The sequence below is a fragment of the Variovorax sp. RTB1 genome (assembly GCF_035018765.1).
In the GTDB taxonomy this organism is placed as follows: Bacteria; Pseudomonadota; Gammaproteobacteria; order Burkholderiales; family Burkholderiaceae_C; genus Variovorax.
In genome coordinates this window covers 1-26,831 of the sequence record NZ_JASJXG010000001.1, presented here as the reverse complement: position 1 = coordinate 26,831, position 26,831 = coordinate 1, and the positions used below count along the sequence as shown (strand labels likewise).

At 61.2% G+C, this 26,831-nt stretch carries 22 protein-coding genes and 3 pseudogenes; 16 read left to right on the top strand and 9 right to left on the bottom strand.

From position 1 onward, the window contains the following. Positions 1 to 203 precede the first annotated feature (203 nt). From QN397_RS00120 to QN397_RS00100, 5 genes are all read left to right on the top strand, one after another. Positions 204 to 932, top strand: a complete 729-nt coding sequence (locus QN397_RS00120) for an endonuclease/exonuclease/phosphatase family protein (protein ID WP_187053755.1) — start codon at positions 204 to 206, stop codon at positions 930 to 932. A 17-nt stretch (positions 933 to 949) separates the two neighbouring features. Beyond that, complete coding sequence (gene clsB / locus QN397_RS00115; RefSeq protein WP_323499697.1) at positions 950 to 2,206, top strand: cardiolipin synthase ClsB; 1,257 nt, start codon at positions 950 to 952, stop codon at positions 2,204 to 2,206. Positions 2,207 to 2,241: 35 nt separating this feature from the next. Continuing rightward, positions 2,242 to 3,219: a YbhN family protein gene (locus tag QN397_RS00110; protein WP_323499696.1), complete on the top strand. Its 978-nt coding sequence runs from the start codon at positions 2,242 to 2,244 to the stop codon at positions 3,217 to 3,219. Between the two features lie 59 nt (positions 3,220 to 3,278). Further along, positions 3,279 to 4,556 carry a putative DNA modification/repair radical SAM protein gene (locus QN397_RS00105; protein WP_323499695.1) on the top strand — a complete coding sequence of 426 codons (1,278 nt, stop codon included), beginning with the start codon at positions 3,279 to 3,281 and terminating at the stop codon, positions 4,554 to 4,556. 83 nt (positions 4,557 to 4,639) lie between these two features. After that, positions 4,640 to 6,193 (top strand): UdgX family uracil-DNA binding protein, encoded by a 1,554-nt coding sequence (locus QN397_RS00100; protein ID WP_323499694.1) that lies wholly within the window; start codon positions 4,640 to 4,642, stop codon positions 6,191 to 6,193. Here the strand turns inward: QN397_RS00100 and QN397_RS00095 are convergent. Then, a pseudogene (locus tag QN397_RS00095) lies at positions 6,190 to 6,282 on the bottom strand (acyloxyacyl hydrolase); the annotation flags it as partial. The gene QN397_RS00100 and the pseudogene QN397_RS00095 overlap by 4 nt on opposite strands. A 124-nt stretch (positions 6,283 to 6,406) precedes the next feature. Between QN397_RS00095 and QN397_RS00090 the strand changes: the two are divergent. After that, positions 6,407 to 6,940: a polyhydroxyalkanoate granule-associated phasin gene (locus QN397_RS00090; protein ID WP_323499693.1), complete on the top strand. Its 534-nt coding sequence runs from the start codon at positions 6,407 to 6,409 to the stop codon at positions 6,938 to 6,940. Here the strand turns inward: QN397_RS00090 and QN397_RS00085 are convergent. From QN397_RS00085 to QN397_RS00070, 4 genes and pseudogenes are all read right to left on the bottom strand, one after another. Then, a complete protein-coding gene (locus tag QN397_RS00085) occupies positions 6,906 to 8,162 on the bottom strand; it encodes a metallophosphoesterase (RefSeq protein ID WP_416352291.1) in 1,257 nt (418 codons plus the stop codon). The genes QN397_RS00090 and QN397_RS00085 overlap by 35 nt on opposite strands. Before the next feature lie 27 nt (positions 8,163 to 8,189). After that, complete coding sequence (locus QN397_RS00080) at positions 8,190 to 8,678, bottom strand: hypothetical protein (RefSeq protein ID WP_323499691.1); 489 nt, start codon at positions 8,676 to 8,678, stop codon at positions 8,190 to 8,192. Between the two features lie 112 nt (positions 8,679 to 8,790). Then, positions 8,791 to 9,774 (bottom strand): annotated as a pseudogene (locus QN397_RS00075) (magnesium and cobalt transport protein CorA). Between the two features lie 118 nt (positions 9,775 to 9,892). Further along, complete coding sequence (locus tag QN397_RS00070) at positions 9,893 to 10,462, bottom strand: hypothetical protein (RefSeq protein WP_323499690.1); 570 nt, start codon at positions 10,460 to 10,462, stop codon at positions 9,893 to 9,895. 617 nt (positions 10,463 to 11,079) lie between these two features. Between QN397_RS00070 and QN397_RS00065 the strand changes: the two genes are divergently transcribed. Beyond that, positions 11,080 to 12,018, top strand: a complete 939-nt coding sequence (locus QN397_RS00065; protein WP_323499689.1) for a nuclease-related domain-containing protein — start codon at positions 11,080 to 11,082, stop codon at positions 12,016 to 12,018. A 234-nt stretch (positions 12,019 to 12,252) separates the two neighbouring features. Here the strand turns inward: QN397_RS00065 and gyrB are convergent, their stop codons facing one another. The 3 genes from gyrB to dnaA form a co-directional block, all read right to left on the bottom strand. Further along, a complete protein-coding gene (gyrB, locus tag QN397_RS00060; RefSeq protein ID WP_323499688.1) occupies positions 12,253 to 14,886 on the bottom strand; it encodes a DNA topoisomerase (ATP-hydrolyzing) subunit B in 2,634 nt (877 codons plus the stop codon). Between the two features lie 61 nt (positions 14,887 to 14,947). Continuing rightward, on the bottom strand, positions 14,948 to 16,054 hold the full coding sequence (dnaN, locus tag QN397_RS00055) for a DNA polymerase III subunit beta (protein ID WP_323499687.1): 1,107 nt from the start codon (positions 16,052 to 16,054) through the stop codon (positions 14,948 to 14,950). Positions 16,055 to 16,340: 286 nt separating this feature from the next. Beyond that, entirely contained in the window at positions 16,341 to 17,720 is a 1,380-nt protein-coding gene (gene dnaA, locus QN397_RS00050; RefSeq protein WP_323496766.1) for a chromosomal replication initiator protein DnaA, read from the bottom strand. Positions 17,721 to 18,042: 322 nt separating this feature from the next. Here dnaA and rpmH point away from each other — a divergent pair, with 322 nt between their 5' ends. The 9 genes and pseudogenes from rpmH to QN397_RS00010 all read left to right on the top strand — a co-directional run bounded on the left by rpmH (position 18,043) and on the right by QN397_RS00010 (position 24,762). After that, positions 18,043 to 18,177 (top strand): 50S ribosomal protein L34, encoded by a 135-nt coding sequence (gene rpmH / locus QN397_RS00045; RefSeq protein WP_007834827.1) that lies wholly within the window; start codon positions 18,043 to 18,045, stop codon positions 18,175 to 18,177. Between the two features lie 80 nt (positions 18,178 to 18,257). Next, entirely contained in the window at positions 18,258 to 18,647 is a 390-nt protein-coding gene (locus QN397_RS00040) for a ribonuclease P protein component (protein WP_323499686.1), read from the top strand. Next, entirely contained in the window at positions 18,644 to 18,931 is a 288-nt protein-coding gene (gene yidD / locus QN397_RS00035) for a membrane protein insertion efficiency factor YidD (protein WP_323499685.1), read from the top strand. Before QN397_RS00040 ends, yidD begins: the two co-directional genes overlap by 4 nt. Before the next feature lie 2 nt (positions 18,932 to 18,933). Beyond that, the gene (yidC, locus tag QN397_RS00030) at positions 18,934 to 20,625 is read left to right on the top strand and encodes a membrane protein insertase YidC (protein WP_323499881.1); all 1,692 of its coding nucleotides are present in this window, start codon (positions 18,934 to 18,936) and stop codon (positions 20,623 to 20,625) included. 94 nt (positions 20,626 to 20,719) lie between these two features. Continuing rightward, positions 20,720 to 22,126, top strand: coding sequence for a tRNA uridine-5-carboxymethylaminomethyl(34) synthesis GTPase MnmE (mnmE, locus tag QN397_RS00025; protein ID WP_323499684.1), 1,407 nt, complete (start codon positions 20,720 to 20,722; stop codon positions 22,124 to 22,126). Positions 22,127 to 22,212: 86 nt separating this feature from the next. After that, on the top strand, positions 22,213 to 22,680 hold the full coding sequence (locus QN397_RS00020; RefSeq protein ID WP_187053739.1) for a Crp/Fnr family transcriptional regulator: 468 nt from the start codon (positions 22,213 to 22,215) through the stop codon (positions 22,678 to 22,680). Between the two features lie 119 nt (positions 22,681 to 22,799). Further along, positions 22,800 to 22,868 (top strand): annotated as a pseudogene (locus QN397_RS26720) (zinc-ribbon domain-containing protein); the annotation flags it as partial. A gap of 153 nt (positions 22,869 to 23,021) precedes the next feature. Further along, positions 23,022 to 23,843, top strand: coding sequence for a hypothetical protein (locus tag QN397_RS00015; RefSeq protein ID WP_323499683.1), 822 nt, complete (start codon positions 23,022 to 23,024; stop codon positions 23,841 to 23,843). A gap of 346 nt (positions 23,844 to 24,189) precedes the next feature. Continuing rightward, complete coding sequence (locus QN397_RS00010) at positions 24,190 to 24,762, top strand: hypothetical protein (protein WP_323499682.1); 573 nt, start codon at positions 24,190 to 24,192, stop codon at positions 24,760 to 24,762. Between the two features lie 16 nt (positions 24,763 to 24,778). Here the strand turns inward: QN397_RS00010 and QN397_RS00005 are convergent, their stop codons facing one another. Beyond that, positions 24,779 to 26,764 (bottom strand): cation:proton antiporter, encoded by a 1,986-nt coding sequence (locus QN397_RS00005; RefSeq protein ID WP_323499681.1) that lies wholly within the window; start codon positions 26,762 to 26,764, stop codon positions 24,779 to 24,781. Positions 26,765 to 26,831: the final 67 nt, after the last annotated feature.

The window sequence follows — 26,831 nt, the reverse complement described above, 5'->3', positions numbered from 1 at the left end:
ACCGTAGCCCCAGTTGGCGCGCACCGTGTCGGGGCGCAGCAGTCAGAGTTGTAGGAGCGAGGAGGGCGAGTACGAAAGGTTTCGGCAAGCTTTGGCAAGGTCGGAAAGGAATGAGGGCGAAGGTGGCGCGTTCCTACAGCCCACTAAGCGCGTGACCGTTACAACTGAACTCTGTGACAGCCGCACCCACTTCCCTCAAGGTCATGACAGTGAACACCCACAAAGGGTTCACTGCGCTCAATCGCAAATTCATCCTGCCGGAGCTGCGCGACGCCGTCCGGACTGTCGGCGCGGACGTCGTGTTTTTGCAGGAGGTGCTGGGCACGCATTCGCGGCACTCGCGCAAAGTCGACAACTGGCCCGAGGCACCGCACTACGAATTCCTTGCGGACACCATGTGGCCGCAATTTGCCTATGGCCGCAATGCGGTGTATCCCAAGGGACATCACGGCAACGCAGTGCTTTCCAAATTCCCGATCGTGCACTTCAAAAACCACGATGTGTCTATCACCGGGCCGGAGAAACGCGGCCTGTTGCATTGCGTGCTGCGCCTTCCGGGTCGCCCGGTCGATGTGCATGTCATCTGTGCGCATCTGGGTCTGGCCGAGGCACATCGTCAGAAGCAACTCGAACTGCTGTGCCATATCGTGCGAGACGAAGTGCCGTCCGATGCGGCGCTGATCGTCGCCGGTGACTTCAACGACTGGCGCGGCCGCGCGCACGAGATCCTGGAACAAGGCGCTGCGCTGCACGAAGTCTTCGTGCAGGCCAATGGCAGCGCCGCGCGCACGTTTCCGGCACGCTTTCCCGTGTTGCAACTGGACCGTATCTATGTGCGCAATGCCGGCGTGCATTCGCCCATCGTGTTGCCGCGCAAGCCCTGGTCGCATTTGTCCGACCATGCGCCGCTGGTCGCAGACATCTCGCTGTAAACGATCGGGGCCAAACCATGAGCGCGCATTGGATCGCCGGCAACACTATCGCGCTGCTGGAAAACGGCGAGGAGTTTTTTCCGCGCGTGTTCGGGCTTATTGCCAAGGCCGAGCGAGAAGTGATCATCGAGACCTTCATCCTGTTTGAAGATGAAGTCGGCCTGGGGCTGCGTGATGCGCTGGTGTCGGCCGCCAGCCGCGGCGTCAAGGTCGACCTGATGATCGACGGCTTCGGCTCACCCGATCTGTCGCCGGAGTACATGGCGTCGCTCACCTCGGTCGGCGTCAGGGTGCGTGTGTTCGATCCGGGCAAGCGGTACTTCGGGCAGCGCCTCAACATCTTTCGTCGCATGCACCGAAAGCTCGTCGTCATCGACGGGGCGCGCGCCTTCGTCGGCGGCATCAACTATGCGGCCGATCACCTGATCGCGCACGGGCCCAAGTCCAAGCAGGACTATGTGGTCGAGTTGACGGGTCCGATCGTCGTGGAAATCCATCGCTTCGTGCTGCACGCCATCGCGGTGGGTGGCAAAGGCGCGGGCTGGTTCAGGCGGCGGCTTCGGGCCGCGAAAGAACATGTGGACGTCGCCATTGCGCAACCATCAGGCACAGCCGATGTGCTCTTCGTCAGCCGGGACAACCGGCGTCATACCAACGACATCGAGCGCCACTACCGCGCTGCGATTCGCGCGGCCAGGCAGCGTGTCGTGATTGCCAACGCGTACTTCTTTCCCGGCTATCTCCTGATCCAGGAGATGCGGCGCGCCGCTCGGCGCGGTGTCGATGTAAAGCTCATCCTGCAGGGCGAGCCCGATATGCCAATCGTCAAGACCGCCGCCAGCATGCTGTATCACCACCTGCTGAATGCCGGTGTGCGGGTCTACGAATACTGCGAGCGACCGCTGCATGGCAAGGTCGCCGTGATGGACGATCGCTGGAGCACGGTCGGCTCGAGCAACCTCGATCCGCTGAGCCTGTCGCTCAACCTCGAAGCCAACGTGATCGTGCGTGACCGTGAGTTCAACGGCGTGTTGGCCGATCGCCTCGACACGCTGATCGCACTCAGCTGCAAGCAGATCAAGACATCGGACCTTACCGAGTGGAGCGGATGGCGGCTGGTGCGCAGCTTTTTCATCTTTCACCTGCTGCGCTGGTATCCCGCGTGGATTCGCTGGCTGCCGCGCCATGCGCCGCGCTTGCAACGGGTCGAGTCCGGTGAGCAAGGCAGCGGCAGCGCAACGGCGGGCGCTACGCAGACGGACACAGCCGCATGACCCCGGCCGCGGCCCGGTCCTCCAGGTCGCAGCCAATGCCTCCGCGCCGATCATGGATCGTCAACATCACGAGCAAGCCATGGTGGCCTTGGGCCAAGCGCATCGTGGTGCTGGGCTTCCTGGCGTTCGTCATCACGCTGCTGGTCATCCAGGCCCGGTCCATCAACTGGTCGGAAGTAATGACGACCCTGCGCGCCTACCCGCTGCACGTGCTGCTGCTGGGTGCCGCGCTGGCCGCGTCGAGTCACCTGATCTACAGCACCTTCGATCTCGTCGGCCGGCACTACACCGGCCACAAGTTGCCGGCGGCAACGGTGATGGCCATCGCTTTCGTAAGTTATGCGTTCAACCTGAACCTCGGAACTCTGGTCGGTGCACTGGGGATGCGCGTTCGCTTGTATTCGCGGCTCGGGCTCGAGCCGACGACCATCGCCCGCATCGTCGGCAGCAGCATGCTGACCAACTGGCTCGGCTACTTTCTGCTCGCGGGCACGGCTTTTCTGTTCTGGCCGCTCAAGTTGCCGGACACATGGCATCTGGGGATCGCCGCGTTGAGAGCGGTCGGCGGTGTGCTGGTAATGATTGCGCTCGCCTACCTGCTGCTGTGCGCGTTTTCAAAACGCCGTGAGTGGACGATCCGCGACCACGAGATCGCATTGCCCGCGTTGCCCGTCGCACTGGTGCAGTTGGCGATGTCGTGCGCCAACTGGGCGGTGATGGGCGCCACCATGTATGTACTGCTGCTCGGCAAGGTGAGCTATCCGATGGCGCTCGGCGTGTTGCTGATCGGAGCCGTGGCAGGCTTGCTGTCGCGTGTACCGGCCGGGCTCGGCGTGCTCGAGGCGGTCTTCATTGCCGTGCTCTCGCCACCGCTCGGCAACAGCGTGTTGATCGCGGCAGTGCTTTGTTATCGGGCGATGTACTACTGGGCGCCGCTCGCGATCGCCGGGGCGCTGTATCTGCTCATGGAACTCAACGCGAAGAAGCTGGCCGCGTCAAAACAAGCCGCCTGAGGCAGGCGGACGAGACGAACGGTATGGATTGAATCCGATAACCACTGTAGATTCATCCAGTGGATATTCAACAGAAACTCGCTGTGCTGGCCGACGCCGCCAAGTACGACGCCTCGTGTTCATCGAGCGGCACCAGCAAGCGCAATTCGGTCGGCGGCAAAGGCATCGGCTCGACCGAAGGTTCCGGCATTTGCCACAGCTATGCACCTGACGGCCGATGCATCTCGCTGCTCAAGATTCTGCTCACCAACTTCTGTACGTACGACTGTTTGTACTGCGTCAACCGCGTGACGAGCAACGTGCAGCGCGCGCGCTTTTCGGTGAACGAAGTGGTGACCTTGACGCTCGACTTCTATCGCCGCAATTGCATCGAAGGCCTGTTTCTTTCCAGCGGCATCATCCAGAGCCCCGACTACACGATGGAGCAGGTCGTCGAGGTCGCGCGCGTGCTGCGCGAAGACCACGACTTTCGCGGCTACATTCATCTGAAGACCATTCCCGACGCGTCGCCCGAGCTGCTGCAAAGAGCGGGCCGTTATGCCGACCGGCTCAGCATCAACATCGAACTGCCGACGTTGCAGGGCCTGGCATTGCTGGCACCGGAGAAAGACGGCACGGCGATCCGCAGATCGATGGCGCGGCTGGCCGTCCACATCGACGACGCCAAAGGTGCGGCACGCGACAGCAGTGTCACCTCGATCGTCTCGATGCCAAACGCCACACCGCGCCGCGCCAAGCCGCCCCGCTTCGCGCCCGCTGGGCAGAGCACGCAAATGATCGTCGGTGCCGACGCCGCCGACGACGTCGCCATCCTTTCGACCAGCGCCAATCTCTACGGCGCCTACAGCTTGCGCCGGGTGTACTACTCGGCTTTCAGCCCCATTCCGGATGCCTCGTCTTCGCTGCCGTTGAAGTCGCCGCCGATGGTGCGTGAGCACCGGCTCTATCAGGCCGACTGGTTGATGCGGTTCTATGGGTTCTCGCACGAAGAGATCGTGCCCAAAGCACAAGGCGGCATGCTGTCGCTCGATGTCGATCCCAAGCTGGCGTGGGCGCTGGCGCACGTCGAGCGCTTTCCGGTGGACCTCAATGTGGCGCCGCGCGCCATGCTGTTGCGCGTGCCGGGCCTGGGCGTGAAGGCGGTCGACCGGCTGCTCATCGCGCGGCGCGTGCGGCAATTGCGCAGCGACGATCTTTCGCGACTGCATGTGCCGCTCAAGAAAGTGATGCCTTTCGTCGTGACGGCCGATCATCGGCCCGACCCCACGCTCACCAGCCACCGGCTTGCGGCGCAGCTGCGCCCCGCGCACGTGCAAAGTTCTCTGTTCGACGCATGAGGCCCTGTGGTTGCGTGACCGCTGCCCATGGCGCGCGCTCAATCCCTACATCGACCGCGACCGCTGCGTCATAGCCTTGTTTCATGGCAGGTCTCACGGTCACGAACATCTCACTTGCAAGCGAAACGGACTGGCCGGGCTTTCGCAACGAAGCCCGCGCGCTGCTTGCGAAACTGATCGCTCCTGCAGAAGTCGCATGGCACACGCCTGCAAGCGGCGCGGCAGATTTGTTCTCGGATTCCGACGTATCGCCGACCAGTCCACTTGTCGCGGCGCATTCGCATGGTCCGATCAACCTGGTGGTGCCGTCGTCTTTCGTCACGCTGTGCGAAACGGTCATTCTGCACAACGACCCCGCTCGCTTCGGCCTGCTGTACAGCCTGCTGTGGAGACTTGTCCATGAGCCCGCGCTGCGTCACGACCCGCTCGATGCAGGCCGTGTCAAGGCGCAGCACATGGCTCAATCGGTGCGGCGTGACATGCACAAGATGAAAGCCTTCGTGCGCTTTCGCACCGTTGAGCGCGGAGAGGGAAAGCCGCCACTGCACGTCGCGTGGTTCGAGCCCGATCACCACATTGTCGAAGCCGTGGCGCCGTTCTTCATGCGACGTTTCACGCAGATGGAGTGGGCCATCCTGACACCGGAGCGTTCAGTGCACTGGGATGGCGAGCGCCTGCACTTCGGCCCTGGCGGCGAGCGTCGCCATGCACCCGCGCCCGACGCGGGCGAAGCCCTGTGGCTCACCTACTACGCCAACATCTTCAATCCAGCGCGCCTCAAGATGGCGATGATGAAAAAGGAGATGCCGGTCAAGTACTGGCACAACCTGCCGGAGGCCGAACTCATCAGCGGGCTGGCAGCCGACGCGATGGCACGTAGCGGACGCATGGTCGAAGCCGCGCCGACGCAGCCTGCGCGGCGCATCGTGCCCGTGGCAAGTGAGACGGCGCCGAGGGTGTCGAATGCGCCGCACGAGGGCGTTGCCGGGCCAGAAGACGTTGGTCGCGGCGTCTTCGCAGAGCTCACTGTTGCCATCCACCCCGCGCAGGCGCTGACCGCCCTCAAGAAAGCGACCGACCGGTGCCGTGAATGTCCCATCGGTGAACACGCGACGCAATCGGTGTTCGGTGAAGGCCCGGTCCACGCCGCACTGATGGTGGTCGGAGAGCAACCCGGCGACCAGGAAGATCTGCGTGGTCGCCCGTTCGTCGGGCCTGCCGGGCGCCTGTTCGATCAAGCCATCGCGCAACTCGGTTGGCCGCGCGAGCAGCTCTATGTGACCAACGCGGTCAAGCACTTCAAGTTCGAGCTGCGCGGCAAGCGGCGTATTCATAAAACGCCGACTCAACGCGAGGCTGCCGCCTGTCTGCATTGGCTCGAAAGCGAGATCGAACAGGTTCAGCCGCGTGCCTTGATTGCGCTCGGTGCCACAGCGGCCAAGGCCTTGCTGGGCAGGCCCGTCGCCGTCACGCGTGAGCGCGGCCAGTGGCATGACTGTCCGCGCGGACGCAAGGTGCTGGTGACGTTGCATCCGTCCGCATTGCTTCGCGGCGACCCGGCCGAGCACGAGCAGGCCTACAAGGCGTGGCTGGACGATTTGGCACTCGCCACGGACTGGCTCAAGCACGCTGTCTAGAAACGGTACGCGTACCGAACCTTGTAGAAGGTTTCGCCCGGATTCGGCTCCTTGATACCGGCGTTGGAGAAGTGCTGCACCCGCAGCGAGAACGTTTCCAAATGCAAAGTAGGACGCTTTCACCAATCGCAGCTTTGTTGAATGCTGCACCGCAGCAAAAAGTGTCCGCCGAGACTATAGTTATCAATCGAAATCAACGCTGTCGCACTTCCCATGTCCTCTCGCTCTACTTCTGCTTCGCCACGCTTTGTCAACCCGCTGATGGTGTGGACCGATGTCGTGCTCAAGACCGGGGAGATGCTGATGTCCTCCGGCTCGGTCATTCAGATCCGCACGCAACGCATGGCCTCCGCCGGGCTTACGCCCAGCGCCGCCGACATGGCCGAATTTCAATTGATGGGCAAGGAGAAGTTCGAGGCTGCCAACGAGTCGACCGCCGCCATGGCGGACGAGTTGGGCAACAAGCAATTCATGCTCATGAACAGCGTCGTCAAGCACTGGATCGGCAGCGTCACCGCACTCTTCGCGCTGGCAAGCAGCACCACCCCAGCCCAGGCGATGGCGCACCATTCCGCTTTTGTCGATGCCGCCACGCGTTCCGCCGCCACGGTGAGCCAGCTGTCGAGCGCCTCCGCCCTGGCGGCACAGCGCGGGCTGCACCCGATTCACGCCAAGGCAACGTCGAACGCCAAGCGCCTGGCGCCCGTCGTGGTCAAAGCCGCTCGGGCACCAATCGCAGCAGCGTAATTTCAGACGGCGCGCCAAAGCGCTTGGGCGGACCCCAATAGCCGGTGCCGCGACTCACATAGACCCACATGTCACTCAGCTTGTGCAGCCCCGCCGTAAAGGGTTGCTGCAGGGGCACAAAGAGGTTCCACGGAAAAAACTGGCCGCCGTGCGTGTGACCAGACAACTGCAGGTGAAAGCCCGCATCGGCCGCCGCCGCGGCACTGCGCGGCTGATGCGCCAACAACACGCGGGTAGTCGCCCCGAGCGGCGCGCCGACCAATGAAGCGCGTGGGTCGCTTGCATGTGCCGCGTCGAAGTGCCCGGCAGTGAAATCGGTCACCCCCGCCAGCACCAATGCATCGGCATTCACCTCCTCGTCTGTTTGTGCGCCTCGCGGCGGACGGCCCTGCAACACCACATGCTCATTGAGCAGCACCGTGAGGCCGAGCCGGCGCAGCTCGACGATCCAAGCGTGCGCGCCAGCGTAGTACTCGTGGTTGCCTGTGACCACGAAGGTGCCGTGCCGCGCACGCAAGCCAGCGAGCGGCGCGATGTGGTCACGCAGCTCCGGGACCGTGCCGTCGACCAGGTCACCGGTGATGGCGACCACGTCGGCGTTGAGCCGGTTCACCGCCTCGACGATCCGGCTGATGTAGCCGCCCTTGATGGTCGGGCCGACGTGGATGTCGCTCAGCTGCGCGATCGTGAAGCCATCCAGTGCCGCCGGCAACCCGGTGATCGGCACGTCGACACGCTTGATACCTGCCGTGCGGCGCGCATTGACGAAGCCGATCAGAGAGGTCGCCGTCGCCACGCCCAGGACTGCCACAGCGCTCCATCGCCGCAACGCCGGCCAGTCGATCACCATGCCACTGGCCGCGCCGACAGCCCAGGTCAGCAACATGCCGACGTCTCTAAGAATCGTGAGCACGAACAGCGACGAGAACCAGCCCATGCTGATGAGCCCGATCCACTTCAGCACATCGACGGCAGAAGTCTTTTTGGCAATGCCGCGCGACAGGAAAGGCAGCGGGATGGTGGCGGCTGAAACGAGCAGCGCGACGATCGCTAGCGCAGCGAGCGGCCACAACGGCCTCGACGAGGCTAGCGCGGGCACAAGACGCAAGGCGATCAGCACATGCAACAGCGCTGTCAAAACACTCATGGAACGGAAAGGCATCGGTTCAGTCGGAACGGGCACGGCCCGGTGCCAGACAGCTGCAAGGCGCGTGCCGCACATTCAAGGCGCGGACACGGGTGGATATCACTACGGCTTTGCTGTCGGCGCCGCGGCTGTCACAGAAGGGGCCACGTCGGCGCCCACGGGGAACAGAAACGTCGCCTTGGCAGGTGCGCCAGCCATGATTTGCAGCGGCTGCTTGAGGCTCTGGCCGCCGAGTTGGGCTTCGACCTCGTACTCGCCGGGCTCGAGTCGCGCGACAAAGTACGGGCCACCCGACACCACGTTGTCGAGCAGCGCGGTGCCGCTTTTGTCGCGCACGGTCACGTGCACGTTGGCCACTAAATCAGCACCTTTATGGTCCTTGACCGCGAACTCGAAGGTCGCTGCCCAGCGCGGTGACACAACTTGCATCAGCTCGGCCTCGTCGGCACCGATGCCGCCGCTCATGTACTCGACGCCATGCGTCATGAAGATCGGCGGATTGGCCGCGTTCGCCGATATCGCGCCCAGCAGCGCAACGCCACAAGCGGCCGCGACGAGCAGCGAGCGGACCGGTGAGAAAAATGGTTTCATGATGAAAGTCCTTCGGTCTTCCTGGCGCGAATCGCACCGGTAGCCACTGTGCTGCGCGCGCCTTAGGTGAGGCTGACTTCAGTCGGCGTCCAGGTCGGCGCTAAGGTCAACGTTACAACCAGCCGGCCTTGCGGAACCGCCAATACAACACGCCGCACGTAGCAGCAATCAGGCCAAGGGCCATGAGATAGCCATAGCGCCACTTGAGCTCCGGCATCGCCTCGAAGTTCATGCCCCAAATGCCGGCAAAGGCCGTGCACACCGCGAAGATGCTGGCCCAGGCCGCCAGCCGCTTTGTGACCTCGCCATCCGAAATCGTCACCATCGAGAGATTGACGTGCACCGCGGTGCTGATGGTGTCGCGGATCGACTCGATCGAGCCGTTGATGCGACTCAGGTGGTCCACCACGTCGCGAAAGTATTCCTGCGAGCCGGCGCAAATCTGCGGCACGCGTCCGCCATGCAACTTGCCCGCGCCTTCCAGCAATGGCGCGACCGCGTGCTTGAGCACCATGGCGCGCTGCTTGAGTTCATAGAGCCGCTTGATACTCGCGCGCGGCTCACCCTGACTGAAGATCTGCTGCTCGACTTCTTCGAGCTCGACCTCCAGCGCGTCGATCACTGGAAAGTAGCGGTCGACCACCGCATCCATCAGTGCGTACAGCACGAAGCCGGAGCCATTGCGCAGCAGCTCTGGCTCTCGTTCGCAACGCTCGCGCACGCCCAGAAACCCCGACCTGCTTCGGCTGCGCACCGACAGCACATAGTTCAGCCCCACAAACACATCCACCTCGCCGACGTTGAAGGTCGCCTCGCTATCAGCGGTCGCTGAGATCGGCTCAACGAGGTGCATCACGACGAAGAGCGAGTCTCCGTACTCCTCGATCTTCGGCCGCTGATGGCCGTGGCTCGCGTCTTCGACTGCCAGCTCGTGCAAGCCGAACTCCGACTACATCATCGCCAGCTCTTCAGGCTCCGGATCACTCAGTGCGACCCACACGAAACAGTCGGGCCGCGCGATGTAGTCGCTGATGCTGTCTACATCGATATCGGCTAACTTGGCGCCGTGCTGGTAGGCAACGCAATTGATCAACATCGGCAGCTCGCATTGGAAAACGTGGGGATCCGATTGTCGGTACGCGGCCGCTTGCCTGCTGTTGCCACGCGGCTTTGCGGCCCGCGCCGCAACGGTGCAGAACCCCGGCGCAGCACGGTCAATGCTTGACCGACAACATCGCCGTGGTCCGCGATGCCTCCGTCACTTGCGGCGCGGGTGCCGGCAACGTCTGCGCCGTCACAGGTGCGGCGGCCTGAGTAGCGGCCACCATGTCGAAATTCGAAGGCCAGTTGAAAACTGCGTGCCCCGGCACATCGATGGAAACGCTGATCGATTGCGTAAGCGTGAGCCCGCCCACCGTCACGTCGACGTCGTAGGCGCCGGGCTCGAGCCGCGCCAGCATGACCGGGCCTGACGACAGCGCGTCCATGATCAGATCGCCATTCGACGCGTTGTGCACCACCACGCGTACCGGCGCCGGCAGCCTGGCGTTCTTCAAGCCGAATTCGAACGTGGCCGCCCAGCGCGGCGACACCATGGCCATGAAGGCCGCCTCGTCCTTGTTCGCACCACCGCTCATGTACTCGACGCCCTGTTGCGCGACGAGGATCGGCGGGTTGCTCGGGAGCGCATGCGCAGGCAGCGCGGCACAAAAGGCAAGACAGAGGCAAGCCAGCGCGCTGGATGCGTCGAACAAAGGTCGCGAATTCCTGGAAGGTGTGGTCACTGCCGAAGTCCTTGACGCTGGAGGTGGTTAGAGAGGGTGTTGGGAGATTGCCAAGCGTTACCGCATGAGATTCTGCTTAGCAAGGAGCGGGCTAGCCACAGCGTTAACACCAGTGCGCTATGTTTTTTGTAGCGTCATCGTCAATGCGGGAGCGCTTTGCAGCAGCTTCAGGTGATTGATCACCCCTTCTGTCTCTCGATCGCCTCCCCCTTTTGCCCGTCCATCTCCCGCCTGCGAATCTTGCCGACATCTACAGCGGTGCGCTCGCCGTCTTGATATGAACCAACATCAATCGAATCGCATCCAAAACAGAGCCTCCACCCATGGCGAACGCCCAATCCACCCTCGACGCAATCAAAGAAGTCCACACCCGCCGGCCTGTTGCGGCTCATGACGGCAGGACGTAGCCGGTCGCTTTAATGCGGCAGCTAGTCAGCGCTGCAACCACCGCGTTAGTCGGGTGTGGGGCGAGTGGGACAGATGGAGTCGCGAAGCTGGCTTCGGTGCCGGGACTGACGCTGGGCGGCGATTTCTTTAAATAGTTACGGCAGAGCCAACGGTCGATTTCGCAACACTTGGTTGCGAATGGCAGAATCTCTTAAAAGGGGAGACGCCGCATGCTTATCAAGTCAGCAGACGACAAATCAAAACGACTGAAGCTACTGGAGGACCTTCAGGATTCCAACGTTTTGGACAGAGTCCAGCGCGAATGGCTTTCAAAGCAACTTTGGAACCAGCGCACAGGGATTGCGGGAGAGCGTGATGCAGCTCACTACATTGACAGCCACTACCGTGACCGCGACACGCATGCTGTGATCCATGATCTGCGCATCAAAGTTGATGATGAAGTTGCACAGATCGATCATCTTGTCATCAGCCGCGGGATGCACTTCTATTTGCTTGAGACGAAATCATTCAACGGCAGTCTTTTCATCAACGATCACGGTGAGTTCTCAGTTAAGTACGGAAGCGATGCGGTTTACGGCATTCCATCGCCTTTAGAGCAAAGCCAGCGTCAGGCCAACGTGCTGACAAAACTACTTCAGAAGTTAGATATTGGCAGCCGGATTCGAAGCACACCTCATTTTCATCATCTTGTTCTCGTACATCCGAAGGCACAAATCACTCGTCCAGAAAAATTCGATACGAGTCACGTTATCAAAGCAGACAGCTTTGCAACTTGGCATACAAAATTTCAAGGCAAGCTGTCGGTCGGCGACGCTATCTCGGCGATCTTCGACATGCGCAGGGTTGCAACACTCAAAGAATTGGCTCAAAAAATCGCGCTCCAGCACAAGCCGATTGACCTACTTGAGCTGCCGGATTTCATGGCTCCGAAAAAATTGATCGTTTTGCAGCCGTATCCGATCAAAGCACAGCAACCACCCTCTCCATCGACAATCAATGTATTTCAACCAGCTGAATCCAAGAAGCGGCTAATCTGCAAGTCGTGCAGTGCCAAGATAACAATTCAAGAAGGTCGATTCTGTTGGAACAACGAACGACGCTTTGGTGGCGGCCAGTATTGCCGCGAGCATCAGCGCGAGTTCATTTAGAAATAGAAAGTTCTGGGGACCAGACTACTGGCCGTCGAGACTAGACCCACGAAGAATTAATCGCCGCATTCAACCTTTATGGCCAACTGCCTTTCGGCAAGCTGCACAAGACCAATCCTCAGATTGTTCAACCCGCTCGACTCTTAAACCGCACGCCCTCTTCGGTCGGAATGACCAAGTAAAACGCCACCCGAAGGTAGCGTCTTTGTCTAAATCAAGGCGCGTTAGTTACGATCAAACATCGATATTCGAAGCCCGCAGCGCATTCTGTTCAATGAAATTCCGCCGCGGTTCCACCTCGTCGCCCATCAGCATCGTAAACACGCGATCGGCCTCTATGGCATCGTCGATCTGCACGCGCAAGAGGCGACGCACGGTCGGGTCCATCGTGGTTTCCCACAGCTGCTCGGGGTTCATTTCGCCCAGGCCCTTGTAGCGCTGCCGTGAAGTGGTGCGCTCGGCTTCGCTGATCAGCCATTTCATGGCGATACGGAAGTCGGCTACCTTTTCTTCCTTTGCACGTTCGCCCTCACCACGTTTGACAACGGCGCCCTCGGAACTCAGCAGGTCGCGGAAGGTGTTGGCTGCCAAGGCCAGAGCTGCGTAGTCAGCGCCATGAACGAAGTCCTGCGTGATGACGCTGCTCTTGATATTGCCGTGATGCCGGCGGCTGATGCGCAGCAAAGGTTTGTCGGTGCGCACGTCGAACTCGCTGGCAACTTCGGCAGGCACGCCGGTGCTGTTCAGCTCTCGCAGCTTGATCTGCAATGCGACGGCCGAGGCCTCGGCACTGCCCGGGTTGTCGAGGTCGAGCGCGACGCCGTCTGCAATGGCGCGCAGTGCCTCTGCATCCATGAAGTTTCGCAGCCGTGCGATCACGGCTTCGGCCACTTGGTGCTTGCGTGCCAGCTCAGACAACGTGTCGCCAGAGAGCGTGGTCGTGTTGGCGCCACCGGTTTCAATGCTCGCGTCTTTTAATGCGACCTTGAGCAGGAAGGCATCGAGCGCCGGGCCGTCTTTCAGGTATTGCTCTTCCTTGCCGACCTTCACTTTGTAGAGCGGCGGCTGGGCAATGTAGATGTGGCCGCGTTCGACCAACTCGGGCATCTGGCGATAGAAGAAGGTGAGCAGCAATGTGCGGATGTGGGCACCGTCGACGTCGGCGTCGGTCATGATGATGATGCGGTGGTAGCGCAGCTTGGCGACGTTAAAGTCATCCGCACCGCCGCCCGCACTGCTCCCACCTGCGCGGCCGATACCCGTACCGAGCGCAGTGATCATCACCAGGATTTCGTTGCTGGTCAGCAGCTTTTCGTAGCGTGCCTTTTCCACGTTCAGAATCTTGCCGCGCAGTGGAAGAATAGCCTGGAACTTGCGATCTCGCCCCTGCTTGGCAGAGCCGCCGGCTGAGTCACCCTCCACCAGGTAGACCTCGCAAAGTGCCGGATCTTTTTCCTGGCAGTCGGCCAGCTTTCCGGGCAAGCCCATGCCGTCGAGCACGCCCTTGCGGCGCGTCATTTCGCGCGCCTTGCGGGCGGCTTCGCGCGCTCGGGCCGCTTCGACAATCTTTCCGCAAATGATCTTGGCATCAGCCGGGCGTTCTTGCAGATAGTCGGCTAGCAACTTGCCAACGATGTCTTCGACCGGTGCACGCACTTCGCTAGACACCAGCTTGTCCTTGGTTTGGCTGGAAAATTTAGGCTCGGGCACCTTCACGCTCATGACGCAGCACAGACCTTCGCGCATGTCATCGCCAGTGACTTCAACCTTGGCCTTCTTGGCGAAATCGTTCTCGTCGATGTACTTGTTGATGACGCGGGTCATCGCGGCGCGAAGGCCGGTCAGGTGGGTGCCGCCGTCACGCTGTGGAATGTTGTTGGTGAAGCAGAGGACTTGCTCGTTGTAGCCGCTGTTCCACTGCATCGCGACTTCGACGCCGATCTCCGTACCTGGGATGCCACCATAGGTTTCGGCCGGACGCCTGCCCTCTGCGTAAAAGACATTGGGGTGCAATACGGTCTTGCCTTTGTTGATGAATTCGACAAAGCCGCGCACACCGCCCGCGCCTGAGAAGTCGTCTTCCTTCCCTGTGCGTTCGTCGAGCAAACGAATGCGCACGCCGTTGTTCAGGAAGCTCAGCTCACGCAGACGCTTGCTCAGGATCTCGTAATGGAAGTCCGAGTTCTCGATGAAAATTGTCGTGTCGGGCAAAAAATGAACTTCAGTGCCGCGCTTGTCAGTCTCGCCGATGATCTTCATCGGTGACACCTCAACGCCGTTCACTATCTCGAGCAAACGGTTCTGCACGAAGCCACGGCTGAACTCCAGTTCGTGGATCTTGCCTTCACGACGAACCACCAGGCGCAACTTCACGCTGAGCGCATTCACGCAGCTCACGCCCACACCGTGCAGGCCACCCGACACCTTGTAGCTGTTCTGGTTGAACTTGCCGCCGGCGTGCAGTTCGGTCAAGGCGATTTCAGCGGCCGAGCGCTTGGGCTCGTGCTTGTCGTCCATCTTCACGCCTGTCGGAATACCGCGACCGTTGTCAGTGACCGAAATCGAGTTGTCGGAATGGATGGTGACGACGATGTCGTCGCAATAGCCGGCCAGCGCTTCGTCGATCGAGTTGTCCACCACTTCGAACACCAGATGGTGCAAACCGGTGCCGTCGGACGTGTCCCCGATATACATGCCGGGGCGCTTACGCACCGCCTCCAAGCCCTCGAGGATCGTGATGGAGCCTTCGCCATACGAAGTGTCGGGCGCAATGATCTCTACCGGAATCGCACTTTCGATTTCAGGGGTGTAGACCGGTTCGGTATGCGGGGCTTCCGACGGAACTTTCGGCTTGTTTTCTTCGCTCATTGGGACTCTTTCCTCTCGCTCACTGACTCGCTAACTCGGGCAAACAGACTGGCTTATTTTTTTAAATTCGCATTGGCATCACGACGTACTTGAAACTCGCGTTGTCAGGAATGGTGAACAGGGCCGAGCTGTTCGAATCGGCCAAGTCCAACTTAACCATCTCCTGGCCCATGTTGGCCAATGCATCGATAAGGTAGGTCACGTTAAAGCCTATCTCGATCGCGTCGCCACCGTAGTCGATGTCGAGCTCGTCTTGCGCTTCTTCCTGCTCTGCGTTGCTCGACGCAATGCGCAAAGTGCCGGGCTCGAGATTGAGGCGCACACCCTTGAACTTTTCGCTCGTAAGGATGGCGGTGCGTTGCAAGCTGGCGAGCAATGGTGCACGACCCAGCGTCACGCTGTTCTTGTGGTTCTTGGGGATCACGCGGTTGTAGTCGGGGAATTTGCCCTCGACCAGCTTGGTGACGAACTCCATGCCGCCAAAACTGAACTTCGCCTGGTTGTTGGCGAACTGCATTTCGATCGCGCCTTCGGCATCGGAGAGCAGGCGCTGCATCTCGAGCACCGTCTTGCGAGGAAGGATGACTTCTTGCCGTGGCACTTCGACGTCGAGCGTGGCTGATGCAAAAGCAAGGCGGTGACCATCGGTCGCGACCAGGCTCAATTGCTTGCCTTCGGCGACGAAAAGGATGCCGTTGAGGTAGTACCGGATGTCGTGCACTGCCATCGCAAACGAAACCTGGCTGAGAAGGTCTTTCAGCGTCTTTTGCGGGACGCTGAACACGGGTCCGAAGTTGGCGGCTTCCTGCACCAGCGGAAAGTCTTCGGCCGGCAGCGACTGCAACGTGAAGCGGCTTTTTCCGCCCTTCAGCACCAGCTTGCTCGCACTCGACTCCAAGCTCACGGTCTGGTCTGCCGGCATGGTGCGCAGGATGTCGATGAGCTTGCGCGCACCAATGGTCGTCGTGAAGTTGCCTTCGTCGCCACCAAGTTCTGATGTCGTGCGGATCTGGATTTCAAGATCACTGGTCGTGAGTTGCAACTGTCCGCCTGTCTTGCGGATCAACACGTTGGCCAGGATCGGCAGCGTATGCCGGCGCTCGACGATGCCCGCCACCGACTGCAGCGCGGAGAGGACTTTGTCTTGGTTTGCCTTCAGGACGATCATTTCTTACCTCTTCCTTATTTCTTTAATTTAATTTAGTAGTAGTAGATAAGGGCAGCGCTGCCCTGTGGAAAGAGGCATTTTCTCCTTTCCTGACAGGCACTTGCCCCGTCCCTCTGGCTGTGTGTAGCCGTGTTTTCTGCTGTGGTGCCAAAGCGCATAACTTTTCGGTTTGCGTCTGGCCTGTGGACAACTGCCCGCTTGTGCCGGAACTGTCCCCAGAGTTGTCCTTTGACAGTCTTGCTTGAATCTGTGATGACAAATAGATCATGGTTTCGATGCTCGCTTTTCAACCCTTGAGCGTCTGCTCGAGCACATGCAGCTGCTGATTGAGCTCGGTCAGTTGCTGGCGCTCGCCAGAGATCTTGCGCACAGCGTGCAGCACCGTCGTATGGTCACGCCCACCGAAGAGCTCTCCGATCTCAGGAAGGCTCTTCTGGGTCAGTTCCTTGGCCAGGTACATCGCGATCTGCCGTGGCCGCGCAATAGAGGCCGGGCGCTTCTTGCTGTACATGTCGGCGACCTTTATCTTGTAATAGTCGGCCACCGTCTTCTGGATGTTCTCGACAGAGATCTGCCGGTTCTGTATTGATAGCAAATCGCGCAGGGCTTCACGTGCCAGTGCGATCGAGATCTCTTTCTGGTTGAAGCGCGAGTAGGCGAGGATCTTGCGCAGCGCGCCTTCAAGTTCACGAACGTTGGAGCGCACGTTCTTCGCGACAAAGAATGCGACCTCTTCCGGCATTTCAGCTGACTCGGCACGGGCCTTGTTGATAAGGATGGCGACGCGCATCTCCAGTTCAGGTGGCTCGATGGCGACCGTCAAACCCGAATCGAATCGTGAAACAAGGCGCTCGTGAATGTCGGCCAGGCCCTTCGGATAAGTGTCGCTGGTCATCACGATGTGCGACTTCTTGGCAAGCAAGGCCTCAAATGCATTGAAGAACTCTTCTTGCGTTCGGTCCTTGTTGGCAAAGAACTGGACGTCGTCGATGAGCAGCAAGTCGAGCGAGTGATAGCGCTCCTTAAACTCGTCGAAAGTCTTGCGTTGATAGGCCTTAACCACATCCGACACGAACTGCTCGGCATGGATGTAGAGAACTTTGGCGTCGGACCGGTCGGCGAGCAGTTTGTTGCCGACAGCATGCATCAAGTGGGTCTTGCCCAAGCCAACGCCGCCGTAGATGAAAAGCGGGTTGTACAAGTGGCCCGGCATGCCGGCAACGTGCATGGCAGCGGCACGCGCCATTCGATTGGCGGTCCCTTCGACCAGCGTGTCGAAAGTGAGGCCAGAGTTGAGTCGGTTCTTGAAAGCAGCAGCGGCTGGATCTTCTCCCGGCCCAGCGACGTCGCGCGGTACATCGGTCTCGGACATCACCGCCATTGGCGTAGAGCGAACGGGCATTTCACGCGGAGCGAGCGCTAACTCAATAGCTACAGGCTGGCCATACATTTTCTCTGCCATCGACGCGATCTTGCCCGCGTACTGGGCACGAATCCAGTCCAGCTTGAAGCGGTTTGCGACGAACACCGTCATGCGCGAAAGATCGTCCGCAACCTGTGCAGTGAGCGGTTTAATCCAGGTATTGAATTGTTGCTCCGACAGCTCCTGGGCGAGCTGATCGACGCAGGCCTGCCACAGGCTTTCACCGATGCCGTCAGTCGACATGGGTGCTGTAAATGGTGGTGAATCCCTCGGGCATTCTCTTGTCTTTGTATTGTGGATATTCTCTGCGGCAAGCGCCCGACATTCTAACTTGTCAAAACCTTATCCACACCCCTGAAGCCACCTGGAAAGGTCATGAGAAGGTGGTAAGGAATGCCGCTGGAGCGCAGGGACAGCAGGCAGTTGTAGAGCATCGAGAGCAACGCCAAAACAAGTGATCATTGTTGCTTACACAAATGTTTGCGATAATCGCGGGTTTCCCTGAAAACCCTTTGTGTGTTTCGGGGGGCTCGGCACCCTGTCGGGCATATCAGGAAGAACCATCATGAAACGCACTTACCAAGCATCCAAAGTCCGCCGCGCCCGTACCCACGGTTTTCTGGTCCGCATGAAGACACGCGGTGGCCGCGCCGTCATCAACGCGCGCCGCGCCAAGGGCCGCAAGCGCCTGGCTGTCTGAAACCGGTCCGCGCGCCACTGCCGGACCGTCGAGATTTCGATCCGTCGGCCCCGGTTGCTGGTGCGTCGAGATTGCTTTCCATGCAGCGGCTCCAAACCCGCGCGCAATTCCAAGCCGTGCTCGCAGGTTCCACCGTGGCGCGCACTCCTCACTTTGCATTGCACCGTTGCCCGCTCGATGTGCCGGCCGGTGAAGCCGCGACCCTGTTCGACGTACAAGACGTCTGGCTCGGTGCCATGGTCCCCAAACGATGGGCAAAACGCGCGGTGACCCGCAACGCCATCAAACGCCAGATCTACAACGTGAGTGCAGCGCCGGAAGTTACCCTGCCGATAGCGGCGCACGTCGTTCGCTTGCGCTCCGGCTTCGATCGCAAGGAATTCGTCAGTGCGACCTCTGAAAAGCTCAAGGCCGCTGTGCGGCTAGAGCTGCAGCAGCTTTTGAAGCGGGCGGCAGGGGCACGCGCATGATTCGTGGCGTGCTGATCTGGCTGGTCAAGGCTTACCGTTTGCTGTTGAGCCCCTGGCTCGGCGCCTCGTGCCGCTTTACGCCCACTTGCTCCGTCTACGCGATCGAAGCGCTCGAGGTCCACGGTGCAGCGCATGGCAGCTATTTCACTTTGAAGCGTCTTGTTCGCTGCCAGCCTTTTTGCGCCGGCGGACACGACCCAGTTCCCACCAAAGGCAAGCGCCCATGTGACCCAACCAGGTCACTGTTCGCGGGTCTGTCTCCCGACAAGAAGTCTTCGCCATGAACATGCTCGATATCCGCCGAACCATCCTCTGGGTGATTTTTGGCTTTTCACTGGTGTTGTTGTGGGACCAATGGCAAGTCTTCAACGGCAACAAGCCGACGTTTTTGCCCTCGGGCAAGCCGACGGTGGCTGCAAATGCGCCTGCGACCACCGGCGCAACCAATGGTGTGCCGACAGCCTCGTCTTCTACTTCGGGCGCGGCAGGCGCTGTGCCGACGCAAGCCGCAGCGCCGGCTGCGAGCGAACGCATTGCCATCACCACCGACCTCTTCAAGGCTGACATCGACAGCCAGGGCGCGACCGTCGATCACCTCGAGCTGCTCAAGTACGAAGACAACGGCGATCGCAGCAAGCATGTCGTGTTGTTCGAAGACGGCTCGCCAGCCACGCGTTACGTTGCCCAATCCGGCCTGATCAACCCCGTTGACAGTGGCGACAGGTTTCCGAACCATCTGACGCCGATGGCCGTCAAATCAGGCCCGCATGAGATGGCCGATGGCCAGAACGCGCTTGAAGTGACCTTCGAAAGCCAGCCCGTCGGTGGTCTGAAGTACATCAAGACCTACATCTTCAACCGCGGAAGCTATTCGATCGGCGTGCGCCACGAGGTCGTCAACATGAGCGATCAGCCACGTGACGCGCAGCTCTATCTGCAACTGGTGCGCCACGGCACGGTGGCCGCAGGCACGATGTTCGGCACCAATACGTTCACAGGCCCGGCTGCTTATACGAACGAAAAGAAGTTCCACAAGCTCGACTTCAAGGACATTGCCAAGGGGAAGGCCGAGCCACCGCCAGCCGCAAATGATGGTTGGGTCGCGATGGTCCAGCACTACTTCGTATCGGCCTGGCTGTTGACGGGGGCAGGCAGCGACCAGTTGAAGCGTGAATTCCGTGTTCGCGATCTGGGCGACAACCTGTACTCGATCGCCATGGTGGCCGCCTTGCCAAAGATTGCTCCCGGGACCACGCAGGTCGTCAGCAGCAGCTTGTTCGCTGGTCCTGAAATCGAACGCACGCTTGAAGCGACTGCGCCTGGCTTGGACCTGGTCAAGGACTACGGCATCTTCGCCATCATCTCCAAGCCGCTCTACTGGTTGCTCAACGAGATCCATGCACTGCTGGGCAATTGGGGTTGGTCGATCGTCGCGCTGGTGGTGTTGCTGAAGGCAGCGTTCTATTGGCTCAATGCCAAAGCCTACGCCAGCATGGCCAAGATGAAGTCCATAAGCCCGAAGGTCACTGAAATGCGTGAGCGGCTGAAAGACAAGCCGCAGGAGATGCAGCAAGAGATGATGCGCATCTACCGCGAGGAAAAGGTCAATCCGATGGGTGGCTGCGTGCCGATCGTCATTCAGATCCCGGTTTTCATCGCGCTGTACTGGGTGCTGTTGTCGTCGGTCGAAATGCGCCATGCGCCGTGGATTGGCTGGATTCATGACCTTTCGGCGCCGGACCCCTGGTACATCCTTCCGGTCGTGATGACCGGCACCTCGTTGTTTCAGACCTGGCTCAACCCGACCCCGCCCGATCCGATGCAGGCCAAGTTGATGTGGATCATGCCGCTGGCCTTCAGCGTGATGTTCATATTCTTCCCGGCCGGCCTGGTGCTTTACTGGATCACCAACAACACCTTGTCCATCACACAGCAGTGGTTCATCAACAAGCGCCTCGGCGTATTGGGGAAAAAGTAGCCGCGGCGCACATACCCAACCTTGAAGGGCCGCAAAAGCGGCCCTTTTTTTGTGAGCGCTCCGAACGTGCTCCAAGAACTGAAAGAATCGCGCCATGCTGTCTCGCACGAACGATCCGATCGTCGCCGTCGCCACTGCGCCGGGGCGCGGCGCTGTGGGGATCGTCCGCGTATCGGGCGCGCGCCTGGCGCCATTGATCAACGCGCTGTGCGGACGCGCACTCAAGCCGCGTGAAGCGACCTACCTGCCGTTTCGGGACGCGCGGGGTGAGCCGATCGATCGTGGCCTGGTGATTCATTTCCCGGCGCCGCACTCGTTCACCGGGGAAGACGTGCTGGAGCTGCAAGCGCATGGTGGCGCGGTGGTGCTGCAACTGCTGGTCGCGCGCTGTCTCGAAGCTGCGACGGAGATCGACGCGGCGACGAGTCTTCCGAGGCTGCCCCATCTTCGTATTGCAGAACCTGGCGAGTTCAGCCAGCGCGCCTTTTTGAACGGCAAGATCGATCTGGCGCAGGCCGAAGCGATTGCGGACCTGATCGACGCCAGCACTGAAGCGGCGGTGCGCAGCGCGTCGCGATCCCTTTCGGGCGAGTTCTCGCGCGAGATTCACAGCTTGCGCGATGCGCTGGTCAATCTGCGAATGCTGGTGGAGGCCACGCTGGACTTTCCGGAAGAAGAGATCGACTTTTTGCAGAAGGCAGATGCCACGGGGCAACTCGATTCATTGCGTGCACAAGTGACCGCAGTGCAACGGCGTGCACGCCAGGGCGCGTTGCTGCGAGAAGGGATTAAGGTGGTGATTGCCGGCCAGCCTAATGCAGGAAAAAGCTCGTTGTTGAATGCACTGGCGGGCGCCGAGCTTGCCATCGTGAGCGCGGTGCCTGGCACGACGCGGGACGTCGTCTCGCAAACGATTCAGATCCACGGCGTGCCCGTGCACGTTGCCGACACCGCGGGCCTGCGCGACAGCACCGATGAGGTCGAACAGATCGGCGTCGCGCGTGCCTGGGGTCAGATCGAAGGCGCCGACGCGGTGCTTTTTCTGCACGACTTGACGCGCGCGGATACCGACATCTACGCAGCGGCGGACCATGAAATTCTTCAGGGCCTGCAAGCCAAGCTTTCATCGTCGGTACCCGTGGTCAATGTCTGGAACAAGCGGGATGCGGTCGCGAACACGCACCCTCGCTCTGGAATCATGTTGTCCGCCAAGACCGGCCTCGGCGTCGGGGCGCTGCGCGACAAACTGCTCGAAGTTGCCGGTTGGCAGGCGGTGCCCGAAGGGACCTATCTGGCACGCGCCCGACACGTGCAGGCGCTGGAGCGTGTGAGTGGGCACCTCGGCATCGCCAACGAGCATCTGCTTGCGCGGGCGCAGCAACTCGATCTGTTGGCTGAAGAGCTGCGCCTTGCGCAAAATGCGTTGAACGAAATCACTGGCGAGTTTGGTGCTGACGATTTATTGGGTGTGATTTTTTCCCGCTTTTGCATTGGAAAGTAGTAGCAATCCGTATGCAAACGTGACATTTGTCGCTGTTCTGGCAGGCACTCCGCCATACTGCTCCACCTAACGCAGGTGTTGAAGCCATGTCATCGACCATCCAGGATTTGTGCCGCGCCGTCTCGCAAAACACGAGCTACGACGCCTTTGCGCCAGCGCTGACGCCGCCGCAATGGGAGATGCTTGCCAGCTATTTGCAAGTGTCCGACTTGGCCGTCGGCCAGGTCCTGATCGACCAGAACGCGCACGACCGAACTCTGTTCTTCATCGAGAGCGGTGCACTCAGTGTCCACCTCATCGGCGACAAGGGACAGATGCAATTGGCCATCCTCAACCCCGGCTCGGTCGTGGGAGAAGGTTCGTTTTTCTCGCGCCTGCCACGCTCTGCCAACGTGGTGGCGACCGGTCCGGCTCGCGTCTGGAGACTGACGGCAATCCGCTTTTCCGAGATGTCGAATCGACAACCGGGACTGGCGCTGGAGCTGGTGCTGGCTTTGGGTGCAGTGATCGCCAGGCGCATGGTGAACAAGCCGAAGCGAGTCGCGGTCACCTGAGCGCATCAGGCCGGAGTCTTGCGCGGCCGGTGCGCGTCAGCAGTAACAAGCCGGAATCGGGTGATGACAGCCGACAGATCGCGGTTTAACATAGTTACAAAGATACTTTGGGGTGCGATATGGCTGTGGTATGTCCCGCGTGCGGCACCGAAAATAGAGACGGCGCCAGATTTTGTAAGGGTTGCGGCGGCAGGCTGACGTCGGGTTCCACGCTGCGCGCAGAAGCAGCGCACGTGAACGAATGGCCTGCTACCGAGCCCGCGCCGTTGGAGAAAGGGAAATTGCCAGCCAGTCCGCTGGAACGTGGCAATCCTGCGCCCATACGACCGACTACCCCCGCTGTGCCATTCGAGGACGAAAGAACCGTCATCGTCAACCCCGCTGCGCGCTCGAAGCACCAGCCCGAGGACGTGACTCTTCTGGAGCCATCCATAGCGGAATCGATGCTGTTCCCTGCCTTGTCGCCTTCATCGCTTTCCTCCTCTCTACCTTCCTTGCAACCCGGCCCGCCTCAATCGACTTTCGTCGCAGCGGACGACGCCGTTTCGCGCCGTCATCCGGAGGCGCCGCTGACTTTGCCTGAGCCGAAATCTTCCAGCGGCGCCGGAATAGGCGTGATCGTGCTGTTGGCGGCCATCGTTGCAGGCGCTGGCTGGTACTGGTTTTCAGGCTGGGGTCCAGCAACAGAGGTTTTGTCAGTGGGGGTGCCAGCGGCAGGCAAACCGGCTGCTACGGGCGCTGTTGAACCGGCGCCGGCTGCCGAAATAACCACGGCCGTTCCATCCCCGGCAGCCTCGGCGACTGCGTCAGTCGCATCAACGGCGCAGCCGGCGCTTGGGACCTCCGAAACCCGCGCGGCGCCCGCTCGCACCGCTGTAGCGACGGCATCTGCAAAGGCGAAGAAAGCTCAAGCACCCGCGCCTGTGGTGGCCGCCGCCGCGCCGGTCACGGCGGCGCCGACGCCGGTTCCGGCGCTTGAGCCGCCCCCGCCACCGCCGGCCGCCCCGCAGGCGGAATGCGCCGGGCGCAACTTCATCGCCATGGCGCAGTGCATGGTCAATCAATGTGCCAAGGCCGAATTCAAATCGCACCCGCAGTGTGATGCAGTAAGAAAGCAACAGCGGATCGACGAAGAAAAGCGTAACCCGAGCATGGCCAATTGAGCTGCGCCGACAACGCCTGCAACACCGATCGCGCTGGTGCCGCTGGCGTACGGCGAGCATGTGCAAGGTAGCGAAGTCGATGTGGTGCGCAGCGTGCTCGAAGCAGGTCGATGACAAGGCGCCGTTTTGCGACGCATGCGGTGCTGCGCTGGGCCCCCGCTCGCAGCGCGCCCGGACGGTCGCTGCGTCTCTTGGTTCGTCTACAAATCAATCGACACCGCGTGGCACTGCCGACGGGAGGCGGCACGCAGCGTTTGGTGTTGCCACGACGCTGCTCGCCCTGTTTGTCGCGGTGCTTTGGTGGCCGAGGCCTCCCGAAGTTTCTGCGGATGCGCTGCAGACTGCCATGCGTATCGCCATAGCGCGAGGCGACAGCCCGGGTAGAGATCCGATTTGCGTAGCCAACGGCTTGGCCTACGACCAGGAGCCCGTCAATGTCGAGATCGACAATGCAGCCACGGTGTCGTGGATGAACATCCTCGTGGCGGCCGGCTTGTATGCGGCGCCTGCCAACGGCGTCTCCGGCGGTGCTGTGTCGCAGGCGCTCTTGGTGTACCAGCCGTTGCCCTCACTGGCCGACTGGGCCGGCGCGCGACGCCTGTGCATCGCGCGCGCAGTCAAGCTGGAAAGCGTGGCCAACATCGGTCGGGTCGACGACATGCGGCTGCGTGGCAAGCCGTACACCGGCGTTCCAGCCGACGTTCGGTGGGTGCTCGACCAACCCGCACCGTGGCTCGACAACCCGGGCGTCGCTGAGGCGTTGGCACGCGAGCTGCCGACCTGGCGCAGTGCACGCTGGCAACCGGCGGCGCAAGGATGGCAGTTGACCCAGCGCAAGAACTTCGTACGCATCGACGAGCAGTGGGTGCCGGGGGATATCGCGGATCTGCCGCCGACGCGCGCGGGCGCGGCGCTTTAAAGGCGTCGGTTTCCGTTCAACCCTTCTGCAGCCGTTCAACGGCCATCGCCAGATTCCCCGGTTTGCCCGACAGCACCAGCGTATCGCCGTCCAGCAGCACGGTGTCTTCCCCCGGTTCACTCGCCCGACCATCGTGCCGCCGAATGCTCGCCACTCGCACACCGAGCGCATGCAGCGCCAGCCGCGCCAGCGGCTGCCCGACCGCGCGCGCGCCTGAATTCAAAGTGAAGCTGTTGAGCCGCTCGTGGTCGAGTTCGTCCGCGTTGTCGTCGTCGGCGCCGTGGAAGTAGCCACGCAGCAGGTTGTAGCGCGCGTCGCGCAGGTCTTGCACCACGCGGATCACGCGCCGCATCGGCACGCCGACCAGCGCCAGCGCATGGCTCGCCAGCATCAGCGAGCCTTCGATCGCTTCCGGCACCACCTCGGTCGCGCCGGCCGCCTGCAGCTTTTCGAGATCGTGGTCGTCTTGGGTGCGAACGATCACCGGCACCTGCGGCGCGTGCGCACGTGTGTTGGCCAGCACCTTGAGCGCCCCGGGTACGTCGAGGTAGGTCACCACCACAGCGCTTGCACGTGCCAGCCCCGCGGCCATCAGCGCCTGCAGCCGCGCCGCATCGCCGAACACCACCGAATCGCCAGCCGCGGCGGCCTGCCGAACGCGGTCGGGATCGAGGTCGAGCGCCATGTACGGGATGCCTTCTCGTTCCAGGATGCGCGCCAGGTTCTGGCCGCAACGGCCGTAGCCGCAAATGATCACGTGCTTGGCGGTGTTGATGGTTTTGCGCGCGATCGAGGTCATTTGCAACGACTGCTGCAGCCAGTCGCTGGCCACCAGCTTTCGCACGATTGCATCGCTGTACATGATGATGAACGGCGTGGCCAGCATCGACAGCACCATCGACGCCAGCACCGGGCTGGCCAACTGCGGCGGCAACAGCCCACGGCCCTGCGCCAGTGTCAACAGCACAAAGCCGAACTCACCAGCCTGCGCGAGGTAAAGACCGGTTCGCAGCGACACGCCGGCAGTTGCGCCCAACAAGCGCGCCAACAGCATCACCAGACCGAGCTTGAAGAGTAGCGGCAGCACGAGCAGCACTGCGACCAACGCCCATTTGTCCAGCACGATGTGCCAGTCGAGCGCCATACCGATAGTGATGAAGAAGAGCCCGAGCAGTACGTCGTGGAACGGCCGGATGTCGGTTTCGACCTGGTGCTTATATTCGGTTTCCGAGATGAGCATGCCCGCGATGAAGGCACCCAAAGCCAGCGACAGCCCGGCGAATTCAGTGATCCACGCGAGGCCGAGCGTGATCAGCAACACGTTGAGGATGAACAGTTCTTCGCTGCGCCGCCGCGCGACGATCGTCAGCCACCAGCGCATCACGCGGGGTCCGCCGTAGAGCAGCACGCCGATCAAAAAGGTCGCTTTCGCCAGCGCGACGCCAAGGGCGGTGGCCAGCGCTTCGGGCGGCGCGCCCAACGCAGGAATCAGCACCAGCAAAGGCACTACCGCCAGATCCTGGAACAGCAGGACGCCCATCACGCGCTTGCCGTGTTCGCTCTCCAGTTCCAGCCGTTCGGCCATGAGCTTGACGACGATGGCGGTGCTGCTCATCGTGAGCGCGCCCGACAAGGCCAGCGCCGTTTGCCAGCCGAGTCGCCAGCCGACGGGTAACACCATGCTCAATACCAGCGTGCCGGCGGTCGCGATGGTCATCGTCAACAGCACCTGTAGCAACCCGAGCCCGAAGACGTGCTGCCGCATGGCCCGCAACTTGGGCAGGTTGAACTCGAGTCCGATGACGAACATCAGAAAGACCACGCCGAACTCGCCCAAGTGCTGGATGCCTTCGGTGTTTTGCGCAAAGGCGAACGCGTGTGGCCCGATCAAGACGCCTGCGCTCAGGTAGCCGAGCATCGGCGGCAGCTTTAGCATTCGGCAGGCCACCACGCCGATCACTGCGGCCAGCAAGTACAACAGGGCAAGCTCGAACGATGACATGGGCGGATGCTAGCAAGCACCATGCGCGCGGCCGATAAAATCCGGTCGATGAGTTCCCGCCCTCCCC

Bases quoted from the DNA above. Each gene is read 5' to 3' on its own strand.
- QN397_RS00120 (WP_187053755.1), top strand. From the start codon at position 204: ATGACAGTGAACACCCACAAAGGGTTCACTGCGCTCAATCGCAAATTC.
- clsB (WP_323499697.1), top strand. From the start codon at position 950: ATGAGCGCGCATTGGATCGCCGGCAACACTATCGCGCTGCTGGAAAAC.
- QN397_RS00110 (WP_323499696.1), top strand. From the start codon at position 2,242: ATGCCTCCGCGCCGATCATGGATCGTCAACATCACGAGCAAGCCATGG.
- QN397_RS00100 (WP_323499694.1), top strand. From the start codon at position 4,640: ATGGCAGGTCTCACGGTCACGAACATCTCACTTGCAAGCGAAACGGAC.
- QN397_RS00090 (WP_323499693.1), top strand. From the start codon at position 6,407: ATGTCCTCTCGCTCTACTTCTGCTTCGCCACGCTTTGTCAACCCGCTG.
- QN397_RS00085 (WP_416352291.1), bottom strand. From the start codon at position 8,162: ATGTGCGGCACGCGCCTTGCAGCTGTCTGGCACCGGGCCGTGCCCGTT.
- QN397_RS00080 (WP_323499691.1), bottom strand. From the start codon at position 8,678: ATGAAACCATTTTTCTCACCGGTCCGCTCGCTGCTCGTCGCGGCCGCT.
- QN397_RS00065 (WP_323499689.1), top strand. From the start codon at position 11,080: ATGCTTATCAAGTCAGCAGACGACAAATCAAAACGACTGAAGCTACTG.
- gyrB (WP_323499688.1), bottom strand. From the start codon at position 14,886: ATGAGCGAAGAAAACAAGCCGAAAGTTCCGTCGGAAGCCCCGCATACC.
- dnaN (WP_323499687.1), bottom strand. From the start codon at position 16,054: ATGATCGTCCTGAAGGCAAACCAAGACAAAGTCCTCTCCGCGCTGCAG.
- dnaA (WP_323496766.1), bottom strand. From the start codon at position 17,720: ATGTCGACTGACGGCATCGGTGAAAGCCTGTGGCAGGCCTGCGTCGAT.
- rpmH (WP_007834827.1), top strand. From the start codon at position 18,043: ATGAAACGCACTTACCAAGCATCCAAAGTCCGCCGCGCCCGTACCCAC.
- QN397_RS00040 (WP_323499686.1), top strand. From the start codon at position 18,258: ATGCAGCGGCTCCAAACCCGCGCGCAATTCCAAGCCGTGCTCGCAGGT.
- yidD (WP_323499685.1), top strand. From the start codon at position 18,644: ATGATTCGTGGCGTGCTGATCTGGCTGGTCAAGGCTTACCGTTTGCTG.
- yidC (WP_323499881.1), top strand. From the start codon at position 18,934: ATGCTCGATATCCGCCGAACCATCCTCTGGGTGATTTTTGGCTTTTCA.
- mnmE (WP_323499684.1), top strand. From the start codon at position 20,720: ATGCTGTCTCGCACGAACGATCCGATCGTCGCCGTCGCCACTGCGCCG.
- QN397_RS00020 (WP_187053739.1), top strand. From the start codon at position 22,213: ATGTCATCGACCATCCAGGATTTGTGCCGCGCCGTCTCGCAAAACACG.
- QN397_RS00010 (WP_323499682.1), top strand. From the start codon at position 24,190: ATGCGTATCGCCATAGCGCGAGGCGACAGCCCGGGTAGAGATCCGATT.
- QN397_RS00005 (WP_323499681.1), bottom strand. From the start codon at position 26,764: ATGTCATCGTTCGAGCTTGCCCTGTTGTACTTGCTGGCCGCAGTGATC.